Genomic DNA, 15502 nt, shown 5'->3' with positions numbered 1-15502 from the left:
CTACAGATTGCGATCCGCCCACCGCATGAGCGCAATCGGTGCCCACGCACGAGCCCAAGTAACGCTCCCACGGTGCGCGAGGAAGTCCTGCCAGAGCTGCACACACGCGCCGCGATGGACCCCGAGCGCATTGTCCGCCGGGAACCCCGCAAGCGTCTCCTCCGCAAACGGCCGAAGCCGCCCACGCAGCCATGTCTCCCACGGGAATGTAAACCCCATCTTCTTCCGATCGTACACTGCGCGCGGGAGCATGTCGCGCACTGCGTCCAGCAGCAGTGCCTTGGGCCACGCGCCATGCTGCGATGCCGTGGTGGGAACGCGGAGCACGGTCTCCACGAGGTGGTGATCGAGGTAGGGCACGCGCACCTCGAGGCCGTGCGCCATGCTCATGACATCGCCGTCGCGCAGAAGCGTGTTTGCAAGATAACCGAAAAACTCAAGCACGCTCGTCGCATGGTACGGATCGCGACCGATGAGATCCGACGCATACCATGGCGTGACGCCGACCGCCGTGCGCCACTCCGGCTGCAGGAGCGCGCGCACCTGTGCGTGAAAGAGCTGACGCGTGATAGCGTAGCACGCCGCCGCACCCCGTTCTGCGGTGAGGTACGCGGCCATTTTCGCGCGCGCAGGATGCGCTGCGGCACGGGCGAGCAACCCCGCTGCGAGTGCTGTCCGCACTGCGCGCGGGAGCATCGCTACATACCGCTCGTGCGCGAGCATGCGCGGGAGCCGCCGAAACGTCTCGTAGCCGCCGAACACCTCATCGCCGCCCTGGCCGGACAGCACCGTCTTCATGCCGGCATTGCGTGCCGCGCGCGCGATGATGAAGACATTCGTCCCGTCAATCGTCGGCTGGTCTTGCGCCGCGAGCGACGCGGGGAGATCGCGTGCGAGATCCGCATCCGTGACGAGGAGCTCACGGTGCGCGCCACAAAACCGCTCCCCCACCGTCCTTGCAATCGCGCCCTCGGCATACGCGCGCTCCGCAAACGTGACGGTGAACGCGGTGAGCGCCTCCCCAACCCCGGCGCGATGCGCGAGGGCAGCGAGCGCGCTCGAGTCCACGCCGCCAGAGAGAAAGAGACCCACGGGGACGTCCGCGACAAGATGCCGCTCAAGCGCGGCGCGGAGCGCGACGGCAACATCATCGGCACTCGCGGGCGAGGCATCGGGCGCGGGCGGCGCCCAGTATCGCTCTATCACTGCTGTCCCGCGCTGTGCATCAAAGCAAAGTCGGTGGCCCGGAAGGAGCTGCGAGACGCCGACGATTATGGATACGGGCGCTTGCACCGCGCCAAATGCAAAGAATGACGCCACCGCATCGCGATTGACCACACGAGGCACGAGGCCGCTTGTGAGGAGCGCCCGCACTTCGGACGCGAACGCGAAGCGCCGTCCATCGCACCACCAGTACACCGGCTTGATGCCAAACCGATCCGTCGCGAGCAGCAGCGTCCGCGCGGACGCATCCCAGAGCCCGAACGCGAACATGCCATCGAATCGCTCAACGCACGCTGCGCCCCACTGCGCGTACGCGGCGAGGAGCACCTCCGTGTCGCTCTGCGAATGAAACGAGCGACCGCAATGTTCCAACTCCGCGCGAAGCGCACGATAATTGTAGAGCTCACCGTTGAATGTCACCCAGTTCCCCGCGGCATCACGCATGGGCTGTCGCCCTGCCGGGGAAAGGTCAATGATGGCGAGCCGCGTATGCACGAGCCCCACGCCGTCGCCCACCACATCTGCGCCCGCGCCATCCGGTCCACGGTGCGCAAGAGCACCCGCGAACGCCGAGAGGCGTGCAGGCGTGACATCGTCGCGAGTACCAATGATCCCTGCAATACCGCACATAGCGCGCTGCGCGCGAATCTCACATTACACATCTCACCGGGGGCGAGTCCCGCGACCGATAATGCCATTCAGTCCCTTCTCCACCACGACATCCACAAACCCGGCGTCCGCAAACCACTGTCGGACGGCTGCGAGCGTCTGGGGATGATCGTGCTGCGGACTGAGCATGTCGAACGTATCGAGTATTGCCCACTCACGCGCGATGTCCGCCGTGAAGCCAAGGTGGCCGTACTCGGCGATGGGCACCAGCCGTGCGCCCGCGCGACCGACTATGCGCCGCGCCGTACGCGCAACGGGCAACAACGCCGGAACCGCTCGTGCAATCACGCGGTAGAGCACCGCAGGCGGAAGCCGCTTCGTCAACGGCCGCAGGACGTACTTCCACTGGAGGAGTGCGAGGAGGTCGCGTCGGTACACATCTACTGCGAGCGCTCCGCCTGGCCGTACCTGCGCGGCAAGCGCATGGAATGCAGCGGCGGGATCCGGCGTGTGCTGGAGCACACCGAGGCACAGGACACGATCGAACTGGCCCGGTGCGAACGGAATATCGGTGATGCTCGCTTGGAAGATGCGGACATTCGGCAAGTTCCCATGGTTCGCGGCATTCGCCTCGACGGCCTGCGAGAGATCAAAGCTGGAGACCGCTGCCCCACTCCCCGCGAGCACGGCGGTAAACCGCCCTGCACCGCACCCGGCCTCGAGCACCCGCTCACCCTCCATGCGCGCTGGCCACCCCGTCACGCTGAAGAGCCGGTCGTACGAAATCGGCTGTCCGGTCGTGACGTCCAGCTGTGCACGCGCATGTCGCATCCACTGCAACCCGAACGACGATGCATAGTGCTCGTCGGCGACGAACCGCGGGAGTCCGCGGACCATGCGCGGCTCACGGTCGAAAGCGATAGAGTGCATACGAACTCTGTGCCGCGATGCGTTCCCAGTGCACACGATCCTGCCGCACGATATCGAGCATCGCCGCGTCCACATAGGCGGGACTGTCCGACTGGAGATCGTGATTGGTGTCATCGAGCAGCACGAACGCTGCACGAGCAGTGCCATCAACGCTCTCGAGCTGCGGGTACGCCATGGCGCCACCTCCATGCGCGAGCCGAGGCATGAGGTACTGCTGCGTGGAAACGATTGCATCGCGCGGAATCACCGCGATGACCGCCGCGAGTGCGTCCTGATCCGCATCCGTATGGTACGCCGACCAGTGGAACGACTGCGTACGGAATGGTGCCGGACGAAACCTGGTGTCCCAGAACTGGAGCGCGAGAGGCGATGGCCCAAAAAACACCTGTGCGCCCAACATACCGACGATCACGGCTACCATGATCGCGCCGCGCGCGTGTATCACTGTGTCCGCACCGTACGCACCCCGCGCGCGGTGCTCCGCAATCACTATCACCCGCGGCCATGCGCAGACGAACGCCCAGAAGATGAATGGGATCGCGGGCGAGAGGTAGTAGAGGAAATACGATGAGTGCGTACGTGATGCGGAGAGGAGCGCAATGGCAACCGACGGAAGCGTCGGGAGCAACGCCGCTGGCGCGAGGAGCGGGATGCCGAGGAGCGGCACCCCATACATGACGAGATTTGCGAGCTTCTCCGGGTGCAGGGCAATGGCCATCGCACGCAGGGGGTGCGTCACCATCCCGATGAGCACCGCGAGCGGCGTGCGCCCGAGTGCGCCGAACGCGCCGAGTGCGACGTGTTCGTACGAGCCGCTCCGAAACATCGGCATGAGGACGCTCGTGATGATCCCGAATGCACCAAACCCCCCGAGCGCGAGCACGATGCCGTGGCGATAGTGACGCTGCACGAGGAGGAGCACGCCGAACATGCCTACCGTGAGCCCCACCTCTTCCCGCACGAGCACCGCGAGCACGGCGAAGAGGTACACGAGCGTCATCCGCCGACGCTCCCACGCGTAGAGCATCCAGCACAGCGCCGGGATACTGAGCCGGAGCATTTCAAATTCGTAGAGCGTCGTGTACTGGAACGTCGGATACCACAGGAAGAGTGCCGCGATCAGCAGTGCGAACCGCCCATCACCCGTGCGGTGCTTCGCGAGGAGTGCGAGCGGCACTGCCGCCGATGCCATGAGTAACACGTTCACCACGAGGAGCATCTCCGCACGCGGCACGAGTGCGAACGGCACTGCGAGAGCATACACGAGTGGCACGAAGTGCACGGAAAAATAGTGCGCGGTGCCCGACACGATGAACGCCTGGTTCATGACCGTCGGGACACCGGTCTCCACGATGCTCCGGAACAGGCGCAGCCAATGTGCGAGGTCCACATACATGTGGAGCGACGCGTACTTCAGGAGCTGCGCGATCACGAGGAAGACCGGCACGACGGCGATTGCGCCCACGAGGAACCCCCGCGACACGGTCCGTCCGCTCCGCACAGCGAACGCGAACGCGCATGCAGCTGCGAGTGCCGACACTGCGATGCCGACGCCATACTGCGCGATGAGTGCTGCGCTGATCATACGTTCACCGCGCTGTGCGTGGGATGCATACGCATCGCTCACGTCACGCGCGGGCGCGTGCCGTGTTCCGCATCGCAGCGACCTGCTCCGCTGTGGGCTCTGGCAACCCGTCCTCGCCGTACGACCGTCCCACCCAGTAGTGCGAGAGCTCGGGCGCGTGCATGTGAAAACCCGGGCCGGAACCATCGTCCGTCTCGTCGAGCCGGCGCAGGAGATCGGCAACGATGCGGTCGGAGGCCTTGCCGTCGCCCATCGGGTTTTGCCACGTCGTACCGTAGAGTGCCTCGAACTTTGCGTAGAGGACGTCGAAGTCGTAGTCCGCAGCGCGGTCGGGATCGAACTTCACGCTCGAGCCCACGTCGTACGTCTGCGGACGCTCGGTCGCCTTGCGCATCTGGAGCGACGGCACCTGGAGGACACACGTCTCCTCGACGACCGTCCCCGAGTCCGTGATGACACCGCGGGAGTTCACCATGAGCGCGACGAGCTCGACGTAGCCGATCGGGTCCACCATGATGACATTCGGCGGGAGCGTCATCCCGTACTCCTTGATCACTTTCTGTGTTCGGTAGCTCGCGGCGAAGTACACCTTCCGGTTCGTGTGGCCGATGAGCCGCACGATGGCCTCGAACGACGCGCGGATGTGCACGTTCTCGCGTCGGTGGCACGTCATGACGTAGTACTCCCCCTTCGTGATACCACGCTCGGCGAAGAATGCCGGCGACGCGAGCTGTTCGAACTGCTCCTTCCGGTCGTAGTAGTACGTCTGCAAAATCTCGACGATGGGGTTGCCGTGCGTGACGACGATGCCCTTCTGGTTGAGGCCGCCCACCATGCCCTGGAGTTTGTACTCCGGGAAGTACGTGTAGATGACATCGGACATGTGGTCAATGAGACGGCGGTACTTATCCTCCGGCATACGCCAGTCGTACGAGTGCCAGCATCCCTCAAAGTGGATAACGGGAATGTTGAGCTGCCCGCACGCGATGCACCCCACGACCGTATTCGTGTCGCCGAGGAACATGACCGCATCGGGTTTGATCTCCACGAGCACCGGCGCGAGCTTCTGGATCATTGCGCCCGCGATCGCCGCGTCGCTGTCACCCGACACGCCGAGCTCCAGGTCCGGCTTCGCGACGTCGAGCTCGCGGAAGAATACGTCTTTGAGGTTGTCCGAGTAGTGCTGCCCGGACCAGATGAACGTGATCCGGTGCTTCTGCTGCGCACGGAGCTTGTTCAGCACGAGCGATGCGCGGATGACATCCGGTCGAATGCCGAGGACGATAGCCAAATGTGCCATACCTTGCATTGCGTCATTTCGAGCGAAATGAGAAATCTCACACGCCCCACTCCAGGAGATCCTTGCTCCCATTGCACCGCGGGGGGGTGACGCGGTCAAGCGAAATGGAAAAGCACCCCACCGAAGTTCGGTGGGGTGCTCGTTGGTGCTACAGCGTCGCGGCGCGGAGGTAGTGCTGTGCGGGGTAGACGTAGCGGTAGGGGTGCTCCGCGAGGTGCTCGCGCGTGCGCTGCTCGATCACGCTGAGCTCGTCGGCGGTTCGGAGGTTCGCGAGGCGAAGGCCGGCGAGGAAGCCGAGGAAGCCGTCGGGATTCCACCGCGTGATAGGATGCTCGCGGAGGAACTCCTCGATACCGTGCTCGTCGGTCGCGGACAACTCGATGAGGTCATGATGGACGTGGGCGCGCACCCGCTCCACATCCGCAGCGTTGAGCTCCACGGCGTACGTCACCGTGAGGACGTTCTGGACCGCCTCGTGGACCATGCCCGTGAGCGTGAACGCTCCGTCGGGGACATCCACGCCGAGCTTCTGCTCTGCGACGCGCGCGATGATGTCATCCGGGAACATCCCGGGCGCGACCGATGCACCAAAAATGTGGACGTTCCCCGCCATCTCCGTCACACCGCTGCGTCGCTGGAGGTAGCACATCCCGCGCTCGCCGAACGGCGCGACCGCAACCGCGAGCGGGCGGATGGGGTTTTTCGCAGGATCATCACGGTGCAGGTGCGACGCCGCGAGGTAGGTGAAGTAGTCCGTTCGCTCGGTGAAGAGCACAATGTTTTGATGCTCGCTCGTCCACCGCACGATGTTCGCGAGCGGCCCGTTGAACGGCACCGGTACTCCCGTGGCCCTCATGCGCACCACACCCTGTGCGATGCGCTCGGCGTACGCGGACACCTCCTCGGTCACCGGCGTCCTGCGGTCTACCTCGTGCACACACACCGCGTGCAACGGCGTCGTCGACGTGATGAGCGTCTTCGCCGGCGCGCGTGGAACAACGAATGGCTCTTCCAACTCCCACCTCCTCGGTTGATGTTCGTGCTGCAAGGAACTGCAATCTTTCCGGAGCGTACCACGCATCGACATGCGGGTCAAGGACCACCCGCTTGACACCACAGCAAACGTGTGCGACAGTCGTAGAAGTTCGCAGTGCCCTTTCCACAACTCACGAAGGAGGTATCCCGTGTCAGAACGACCACCCCTCGACGCACTCGATGTCTACCGCGCGACGTGCATGCTGCTGTCCGATCAGCCCAAAGCACCCGTCGACGCACTCCTCTTCCACGCAAAGGCCAACGGGGATCAGCGTGGACTCATCGAGTTCGTTGCGAGCGAGCAACGCCGCGGCCTCGCGCAGTACATCGCCATCAACGGCTCTGCGGGAGAGGCCCTGGGCGGAACAACGCCGGGCGAGGCCTGGCCTGGCGCAGTGGAGTACACGAACCAGCTCTGTTTCCTCGGCGTACCACCGGAAGCGATCATCTGCACGCGCCCGGCCTTCCACACGCGCGACGAGAACGACGCGTTCCTCGCGCTCGCCCGTGAACGCTCCTGGAGACGCGTCGCCATCGTCACCCACCCGCACCAAATCCTCCGCGCGTTCCTCGGCATGGTGCGTGCGATGGGCGACGCCCCGCTCGTGGTCTACGCGCAAACACCGCCACACACGAACTGGAGCATCGTCGTCTTTGGCTCCCAGGGAGCCGAAGCCATGACACGCCGCGAGCACATCCACGCCGAGTTCAAGCGTATCGCCGCGTACCAAGCCAAAGGCGACCTCGCCGAGTTCTGGCAGCTCCACGAGTACCTGGGCGAGCGCGCCCACATGGAACGGAGTGCACGATGAGCACGAACGCGATCACCGTTGTTCTCTTCGATGTCGGCGGGGTCATCATCCGAGCGGCGCACAGGATCACGGAGGTGATTCTGGAGGACCTCGGCATCACACCGGAGGGAGCACGGCGTTTCTTCGCCAACGAGCACTACGCGGCATTCTCACGGGGCGAGATCAGCGTGATGCAGTTCCACGAAAACATCGTGAAATTCCACATCACGCCTGCGGACTACGATACCCTGCCACGCTTGGACTACCAGACGGTACGACAAGCGCACGATGCGCACCTCTACGGTATCAACGAGGCGATCCTGTCGAGGATGGAAGCGCTCACCGCGGCGAACATCTCTGTCCACGCCATCACGGACACAAACCCGTGGCAGACCAGGCGTGAGTGCGCGCTCATCGATCTGCAGCGCCACGTCGGTCTCGTGTTCCGATCGCACGAGCTCCACGGGCTCAAACGCGAACGCGGCATGCTCGAGCACGTCCTCGAACAACTCGGCGAAGACCCCGCGCGGGTCCTCCTCGTGGATGCCGACCTCGTGAACATCGCCCGCGCAGACCGCCTCGGCATGCAGATCCACCACTACACCAACGTGCGCACGCTTGATCGAGCCCTCGCCACGTACGTCCTCCTCCGCTGACCACCACACCCCTCTCCGCACCTGCGGCGAGGGGTGTTCTCTCGTTGACAGAGGATACGGTCCGCGCTACGGTACGCGCATCCTTCACAACGCACGGAGTTCCCCCATGCGCACATCACGCAATCTCTGGCTCCTCGGGATGAGCTTCCTCCTCATCTTCTTTGGCTTTGATGGATTCCAACAGTACATCACGATGTACCTCCGATCCCTGGGCACCGCGCACATCGGATTCCTCTCGCTCCTCCTCGTCTACGTCGCGTTCATGGTGGGGAGCTTGCCGGCCGCGAGTATCGTCGCGCGCTTCGGCGCGAAGCGGTGTATGGTTGCCGCCGTCGGCCCCTACGCGCTCTACGGATTCTCGCTCCTCACGGAATCCCCCGCGGCGATCCTCGGGGCGTCCATTGTGCTCGGCGCAGCCGCTGCAGTGCTCTGGGTCGCGCAGAGCGCGTACCTCGTCCGCGCGAGCAGCACAGCGACGTACGGCGCGGATGCCGGACGCTTTGCGACGATGTTCTCCGTCGGTGCGGCGAGTGGCATCTTGATCCTGGGGATCCTCCTCCCGCACGCCGGGTACCGCATCGGCCTTGCCACGTTCGCGACGGTACCGCTCCTCGCGCTCATCCTCCTCACGCGGCTGGACGACCTGCGCGGCGATGTCCAACGACGGAACTGGAACGCAGCGTTCCGGATGCTCCACAGCCCGAGCGCGCTCCGTATCGCGATGATCTGGTTCCCATTCAACTGCATCCAGGGATTCGTACTCGGCGTGGTACCGCTGCGTATCCAGGACGTGTTTGGCACGACGCTCGCCGTCGGCACGCTCGTTGGACTCTTCTACCTCACCCCCATCGTCACCGCATACGCGCTCGGCGCGCTCTCCGACCGCATCGGTCGTCGCGGGCTGACGCTCGTCACGTTCCCGCTCGGCATCGCGGGCATTGGTCTCCTCGCCATCGCCACGTCCCCCGTGCTCCTCGTGATCGCCATCACCATCCTCGCGCTCAACTTTGGACTCGCCCGAACCCTCACATTCGCGCTCGTCGGTGACGTGACGACCGATGCAACGCTCGATGCGTTCTCCGCACTCACGTGGTTCGTCCAATCCGTAGCACTCACCATCGCGTTCGCGCTGCCGCTCATACTCAACGGTGATGCACTCTTCCTCACCGCTGCGGCACTCATCGCCGCCACATACGTGGGCTACCACCCCATCCGACGAACGCCACACGCAGACATCCGCCGCCGCATCGCGGAAGATACCGCCCGCTAACACACCACACCCCATCGCATGACGCGGTGGGGTGTTCTCAAACCGTTTTTTACAGCGATGTCCGCGTTTCGACGCATGCACGGAGTACAGCGCGAACGTCCTGACGAGGCAGAGCACCCCCACGCGATACGAGGACGCGCGTGACGGGTTGTGCGTGCGAGACGGGTGTGATCGTCAACCGCTTCCCGAGCGCATCGCGCATGGCGCAGACGAGATCGTATTTTGTGACCGGTTCATTCGGGGTGAAGTGGAACACGGGACCTGCTGCGCGGAGCGTAGCAAACCGGCCGTCCGCGATAATTGACGTGCAGAGCTCCGCGAACTGGCGCGTCGTTGCGCCGTGCCAGAGGTGATTCGTGTAGCCCGAGATCGTCGCGCCGTCCGGTTGCTGCGCCACCCACTCCCAGAGTCCCTCGCGCTTCAGGGGCGACGGGCCGATGATGGAGCAGCGGATGTTGAGGACGTTTGGTGCGCGGGACTCGCCGAGAATTTTCGTGCGACCGTAGGTGTCGGTTGCGTCGGGCGTGTCCGATTCGGCGTATAGCTCCGTGCGATTGCCGGAGAACACGCCGTCCGTGGACATGTGGATGACCTTCGCGCCATGCGCGGCCGCCGCGGCAGCGAGCGCGTGCGGGAACGCGGCGTTTACCACGATCGCACGGGCGACAGATGCGGGGTCGGCATCGTTGATGTGCCGCGCGGTGATGCCGATGCAGTTGATGATGGAGTCCGGGCTCCACCCCCCCTCAAGATGAGGGGGGGGATAGGAGAGGAGGCATCGCATGCATCGCGTCCGACACTGCGCACGTCGAATCGTTCATCTGATCCCAAGACATGCTCGACCATGTGGCCGAGCATGCCGGTGTTGCCGAGAACAAGAATGCGATGCTGCATGGAGAGGGGGAGGATCAGAAAGAGGCATCACTCCAAAATCTCTTTTCCGATGACGCGCACCTCCGGGAGCGGGACGATGAACTTGCCGCCGGCGCGCAGGTAGTCGGCGCGCTTCGCGCAGACCTCCTTCGCGAAGCTCCAGGCGAAGAGGAGCGCGTAGTCGGGAAACTTCCCCTCCTGCGTCTTCTCCCAGGGATGGATGGCGACGTGCGTGCCGGGGGTGGCGTAGCCGTGCTTCGCGGGTGCATCGTCCACAACGTAATCGAGGTACTGCTCGCCGATGCCGCAGTAGTTCATGATCGTCGTACCGCGACCGGACGCGCCGTAGCCGATGATCGTCTTGCCCTTGGCCTTGAGTCCATCAAGGAGCGCGAGGAGGTCGGTGCGGGTTTTCTCCACCTTCGCGCCGTAGCCCTGGAACGTCTCGAGCGTCCCAAACCCGCGCTCGGCCTCGTACTGCTCCATCGCGCGGAGGGATTCCGTTCTGGGCCGTGGAGCGCCCGCAACATTCCGCGCGTAGAAACGTACTGCGCCAGAACGGACGCCGGGGGTGAAGTACGTGTCGAAAATCTCCATATCGAACTGCGCGAGGAAGTGCTGGAGTGCGGAGAGCGAGTAGTACGAACAGTGCTCGTGGTAGATCATGTCGTACTGCATCTCGTCCATGAGCGTCCCGAGGTAGTAGACCTCGAAAACGAGCACGCCGTCCGGTTTGAGGATCTCCTGGACACCACGGAGCACGCTGCGCATGTCATCAATATGCGCGAATGAGTAGCTCGTCGTGATCGCATCGAACTGTCCATGCTCGGCGCGCACGCGCTTCGCGGTCTCCTCGTTGAAGAAGTCGTCGTAGATTGTGAAACCATCCTGAGCGACGGAAGCAACGACGTTCGACGCGGGGTCCATGCCCACGGCCGTCACGCCGAGCTGCGCGAATGGCCGGAGCATGACGCCATCGTTGCACCCGATCTCAAAGACGCTCGCATCCGACTTCCCTGCGAGGAACCGATCGACCACGTCCTGCGCGAACGCCGCGCAGTGCGTCACGAGCGTCTGGATTTTTGAGGAAAAGTAGAAGTAGTGCTCGCGGAAAAGCTTCTCGCCGGATACCGCGTTTGGCACCTGGACGAGCGTACAATCCGTGCAGACCTTGAGGTCAAGCGGGTAGTACTCCTCATCGGCAAACTGTTCGGCTTTGAGGAACCCGCCCGCGAGTGGGACGTTTCCAAAATCGAGAATCGTGTGGAGATTCGTTCCACCGCAGAACCGACAGTCACGGTGTGCAATGAACGTACCGATCTTCTGCTGCGCTTTCGTGGTGGTGAGCGACATAAAAAATCGTTTACTGTCTCGCACGCAACGCGTGACCGAGGTATTGTTTCCAGGTTTTCAAACCGTACGAAAGGTGCGACGATCCTTCACCGCGACCACGGCTCGTGAGCGTATATGGTACTTCAGAGAATGTCGCACCAAGACGCTTGGCCTGCGTCAATTCCTCCAAGATCATAGCAAAACCATCTTCGGTGAATACCATCTGCCGCAGGAGTGTCGTGTGCACCGCGCGGAAGCCGTTGGTGATGTCACGGATCGGCAAGCCATAGCACTGTCGCGCTACGCTATTTCCGATTCGCGAAAACGTTCGATGTATGAACGGAACACCCGCTACTGCACCCCCTACCGTATACCGCGAGGCCTTGATGTACTGTACCCCCTCGCTCATACGCTTATAGAATAGCGTCAAGTATTTTGGATGATTCGTCAAATCGCTATCCATGAAGAGCACGTAGTCAAATGCGCCGTCGATCGCGTGGCGGATACCCGTCCGCAACGCCGCGCCGTACCCGCGATTCGTGTCATGATGGCACACCGCGAGCCGCGCGTCCGCAAGCTCCACGGCGAGATCCGCGAGGATGCGTGGTGTCGCATCACGCGAACCGTCATTCACGATGCAGAGCGACGTCGCGTGGGGTAGCGCATCGAGGTACGGCAGCACCGTCCGTACGCACTGCTCCGCCACCGCTTCCTCGTTGTGCATGGGGATGATGATGCAGACACGCATACGCTACAATAATACTCCATGCAGCACTCCCGATCCACAATCGAAAGAATAGTGCTCGTCCTCCTGGCCGCCCCGCTCGCCATTCCCCTCAGCCAGGCAACGGCGATGCTCGCACAACACGCGTGGGGCGCATCGGGACTCTGGACAGTAACGGCAACCCCCTTTGGCCGGACGCTCCTGTTTCAGGCGTGCGTCTGGCTTGCCATCGCCGCGTACGGGATCCTCGTGATACACGATGCCCATCACGCACCGTTCTGGACGCGAACGCACACATGGTTTGCCGCGCTCTTTGCGATCCTCACCTGCACGGCGATGGCTGGGGCGGACGTCCGCTTCAGCATTTTCAGCGACACCGAGCGAACGGATGGCCTCCTCTTCCTCACACATGTCGGCATGTACGCGCTGCTCCTCACATGGATGATCCGCGACCACACGCGCGTCACGCGGTTTCTCCACATGACGATGACGCTCGGCCTCGCGACGATCGCCGTGCTCACACTCGACGCGCTCCTGCAGCACCTTCCATTTTTCGCATCGGCCACGTGGCGACTCCAGGGCACCGCACTGCTCGGAAACGCCAATTTCTTCGCACATTACCTCCTCTTCACACTCGTGTGCCACGTGCACGCGATGCTGGAGCATCGCTCCGCTGCGGAGAGGAGGCGGTGGGCCATTGCCATGGTGTTTCTAGGGTATCTTGCGCTCGTGGCATCGTCTACCGCGCTCCTGTTGGGCACCGCGCTGCTGCTCACGGTGGGCTGGCTCACACACCGGCGCTGGACGTATGGAGCACTCCTTGTTGGAGGCCTCCTCGCTCTCGCCATCGTTGCCGCGCGCCACGACGCGCTCGCTGGACCGTATCGGTCACTTGCGGATTCTGCAGCCATCCGCTGGCACATTTGGTCGAGCGGCACTACCACCGCACTCGCCAACCACCCGGTGCTCGGGTATGGCTGGGGAAATCTCGACCTCCTCTGGAACGACGCAACAACGGACGTCTTCGCGACCGCGTACGACATCCACGGGCAGTTCCGATATGACCGCATGCACGCGGTGGTGCTGGAGATACTCGCGACTGCCGGCATCGCCGGCGCGCTCATCGGCATCATCGCGTACGGACGTCTCCTCGTCATCACGGTACAGTGCTGGCAGCACACCCGAGCCACCGCGTGGCAATTCTGGATCCTCGCACTCACCACCGCGTTTGCATACCTCGCTGGCAACTTCGATACGCTCATGAGCTACGCGATCGGCAGCGTACTCCTCGCGGGATGGGTGGTGCACGCCGCCAAACCGCACCACGCCGTACCATTGCCACGGACACTGCCTGTACGCCGTGCACTGGCCGGCACACTTGCCATCGGCGCGGTGCTCGTCGGCTCCATGATTGCTATCCAGCCACTCCGCGCCACGGTATACCGCATGCGCGCCGAGCTTGCGATCGACGCCGGACCGCGCCCTGCACACCTCACAGCGGCACGCGCATCACTCAAGCGTGCCTCTGCACTACCACATCCGTATGACATGCTCCGACGCGACCTCCTCGATACTTCTGTACGTCTCGCACAGCTCCCGCTGGATGATGCAACGCGTGACGCACTCTACCGCGATACCCGCGCACTCGCCGATACGCTCATCGCGCACCACCCACGAAACTCGTACCTCTATCATCGGGCCGCCTGGATGCACGGCCACTTTGGGGATCGCGAGGCGGAGGCCACATCACTCCGCGATGCCGTCGCGCGTGCACCGATGAACGGCGCGCTACGCTTCCAGCTGGCACTCCTCGAGGTACGTCGCGGCAATCGCGATGCTGCGCGCGCCATCTTTGAGGACTTCGCCGCCGAGGGCATCGCACCACACGCGACACCGTTCTACCTCGGCCTCCTCACGCTCTGGGACGGCGCCGTGGTGGATGGTCGCCGACAAGTGACGCGTGCGATTGCCACCTACACGCCGTCCGGCATCGAGTGGCAGATGCTCTCCGCCGCACAGCACGAGACCGGTGCCAGTGACGACGCCATCATCGCATGGTACCAGCGACTCGCGGGCTACGCGGCGCACGCCGCTGGCGTACGCGCAGAGCGGGAACGCGTGGAAGCGATCCGCAATGCACACGCACCCCCCTGATGGGGGGTGCGTGTGCTGATCTCCTGCGGACAGCCCCTAGAACCATGGAAGGCCGACGCGGTGCGCGAGGCCCCGAACGAGGAGCCATGCATACCCCGGACCCTCACGGAGGAGCGAGAAACTGCTCGTGGCACGCGCCGGCTTCGCAACCGACGGAACATGCGCGACGCGACCACGTGCGAGAAGGGCTTTGAGCGTAATCTCGGGGCAGATGGCGTACCCATTCTGTGTGAGACCGATGGCGACGACGAACACCCGATCGAACATCTTGTACCCGTACGTCGAATCCGTGATGACGTGACCGAGCACCCAACGAACGAGCACCCGGTAGACGCGCTGGTACATGCGGAACCTCCACGGCAACCGTGTGGCATGCTCCGGCGTGGCGAACCGCGTCGCCTGTGCAACCTGTGCACCACCGCGGAGCTCCTTGAGCATCTTGGGGAGCGCCGTGAGATCATCGTCACCGTACGGCGACACGATGGCAGCGTAGCGGCTCGTCGAGTACGCGATCCCGAACCGCGCGAGCGCCCCGAACCGCCGCGCAGACCCGAACCGCTCGAGTGCGCGAAGCTGCATCCACGGGTACCGCTCCTCGCCGTACCGCACGAGCGCCGCGAGGCGGTCCGACGGATCACTCGCAACAACGATGACGTCCATGTCACCGGGGTTCGTCAGGAGAAACTCCGACAGCTCGTCGAGGAACGCCGGAACGACATCCGTCGTCTGTGTGCATGGGATGATGATGGAGAGCTCGTTCATACAACGCTGCACGATGCGCACGGTCATGCGCGCACCGCCAACCGCACACCGCCGAACGGCGTTTCATATTCCGCGAGGAACGGCTTCAGGTGCTGGTAGTTTGAGAACCGCGAGACGTACGAATTCTTCACCCGCCCACCCGCGAGGAGTGCCGCGAGCTCCGCCACGCCGTCATCAATCGTCCGCGTTGGTGCAAACCCAAGGTCGTGATGCGCTCGCTCGCTCGTCGCGCGGTAGTTCCGATTGTCCTGCGTCAT

General features: G+C 63.7%; 14 protein-coding genes. 4 read left to right on the top strand and 10 right to left on the bottom strand.

Features of this window, described 5'->3' with window-relative positions; translation table 11 throughout:
- From asnB to Q7S96_02255, 5 genes are all read right to left on the bottom strand, one after another.
- Entirely contained in the window at positions 1–1854 is a 1854-nt protein-coding gene (gene asnB / locus Q7S96_02275) for an asparagine synthase (glutamine-hydrolyzing) (protein MDO8463075.1), read from the bottom strand.
- A 33-nt stretch (positions 1855–1887) separates the two neighbouring features.
- On the bottom strand, positions 1888–2763 hold the full coding sequence (locus Q7S96_02270; GenBank protein ID MDO8463074.1) for a class I SAM-dependent methyltransferase: 876 nt from the start codon (positions 2761–2763) through the stop codon (positions 1888–1890).
- The gene (locus Q7S96_02265; GenBank protein MDO8463073.1) at positions 2738–4348 is read right to left on the bottom strand and encodes a DUF2079 domain-containing protein; all 1611 of its coding nucleotides are present in this window, start codon (positions 4346–4348) and stop codon (positions 2738–2740) included. Before Q7S96_02265 ends, Q7S96_02270 begins: the two co-directional genes overlap by 26 nt.
- A 43-nt stretch (positions 4349–4391) precedes the next feature.
- A complete protein-coding gene (locus Q7S96_02260; GenBank protein MDO8463072.1) occupies positions 4392–5648 on the bottom strand; it encodes a UDP-N-acetylglucosamine 2-epimerase in 1257 nt (418 codons plus the stop codon).
- 148 nt (positions 5649–5796) lie between these two features.
- Positions 5797–6696, bottom strand: a complete 900-nt coding sequence (locus Q7S96_02255) for a hypothetical protein (protein ID MDO8463071.1) — start codon at positions 6694–6696, stop codon at positions 5797–5799.
- Positions 6697–6832: 136 nt separating this feature from the next.
- Between Q7S96_02255 and Q7S96_02250 the strand changes: the two genes are divergently transcribed.
- From Q7S96_02250 to Q7S96_02240, 3 genes are all read left to right on the top strand, one after another.
- Positions 6833–7495: a hypothetical protein gene (locus Q7S96_02250; GenBank protein ID MDO8463070.1), complete on the top strand. Its 663-nt coding sequence runs from the start codon at positions 6833–6835 to the stop codon at positions 7493–7495.
- Complete coding sequence (locus Q7S96_02245) at positions 7492–8130, top strand: hypothetical protein (GenBank protein ID MDO8463069.1); 639 nt, start codon at positions 7492–7494, stop codon at positions 8128–8130. The genes Q7S96_02250 and Q7S96_02245 overlap by 4 nt, the downstream gene beginning before the upstream one ends.
- A gap of 106 nt (positions 8131–8236) precedes the next feature.
- Entirely contained in the window at positions 8237–9400 is a 1164-nt protein-coding gene (locus Q7S96_02240; protein ID MDO8463068.1) for an MFS transporter, read from the top strand.
- 49 nt (positions 9401–9449) lie between these two features.
- Here Q7S96_02240 and Q7S96_02235 read toward each other — a convergent pair whose 3' ends face one another.
- From Q7S96_02235 to Q7S96_02225, 3 genes are all read right to left on the bottom strand, one after another.
- Complete coding sequence (locus Q7S96_02235; protein MDO8463067.1) at positions 9450–10184, bottom strand: sugar nucleotide-binding protein; 735 nt, start codon at positions 10182–10184, stop codon at positions 9450–9452.
- Between the two features lie 137 nt (positions 10185–10321).
- Complete coding sequence (locus tag Q7S96_02230; protein ID MDO8463066.1) at positions 10322–11626, bottom strand: class I SAM-dependent methyltransferase; 1305 nt, start codon at positions 11624–11626, stop codon at positions 10322–10324.
- 10 nt (positions 11627–11636) lie between these two features.
- Entirely contained in the window at positions 11637–12353 is a 717-nt protein-coding gene (locus tag Q7S96_02225) for a glycosyltransferase family 2 protein (GenBank protein ID MDO8463065.1), read from the bottom strand.
- A gap of 18 nt (positions 12354–12371) precedes the next feature.
- Here Q7S96_02225 and Q7S96_02220 point away from each other — a divergent pair, with 18 nt between their 5' ends.
- The gene (locus Q7S96_02220) at positions 12372–14483 is read left to right on the top strand and encodes a hypothetical protein (protein ID MDO8463064.1); all 2112 of its coding nucleotides are present in this window, start codon (positions 12372–12374) and stop codon (positions 14481–14483) included.
- Positions 14484–14519: 36 nt separating this feature from the next.
- Here Q7S96_02220 and Q7S96_02215 read toward each other — a convergent pair whose 3' ends face one another.
- Together Q7S96_02215 and Q7S96_02210 are read right to left on the bottom strand one after the other, a co-directional pair.
- Positions 14520–15245 (bottom strand): hypothetical protein, encoded by a 726-nt coding sequence (locus Q7S96_02215; protein MDO8463063.1) that lies wholly within the window; start codon positions 15243–15245, stop codon positions 14520–14522.
- A gap of 23 nt (positions 15246–15268) precedes the next feature.
- A partial coding sequence (locus Q7S96_02210; GenBank protein MDO8463062.1) for an NAD-dependent dehydratase occupies positions 15269–15502 on the bottom strand: 234 nt, incomplete at its 5' end.

Source organism: bacterium, assembly GCA_030647005.1.
GTDB lineage: Bacteria > Patescibacteriota > Patescibacteriia > JACPHY01 > JACPHY01 > JAUSKG01.
This window is presented reverse-complemented; position numbering and strand designations above follow the sequence as displayed.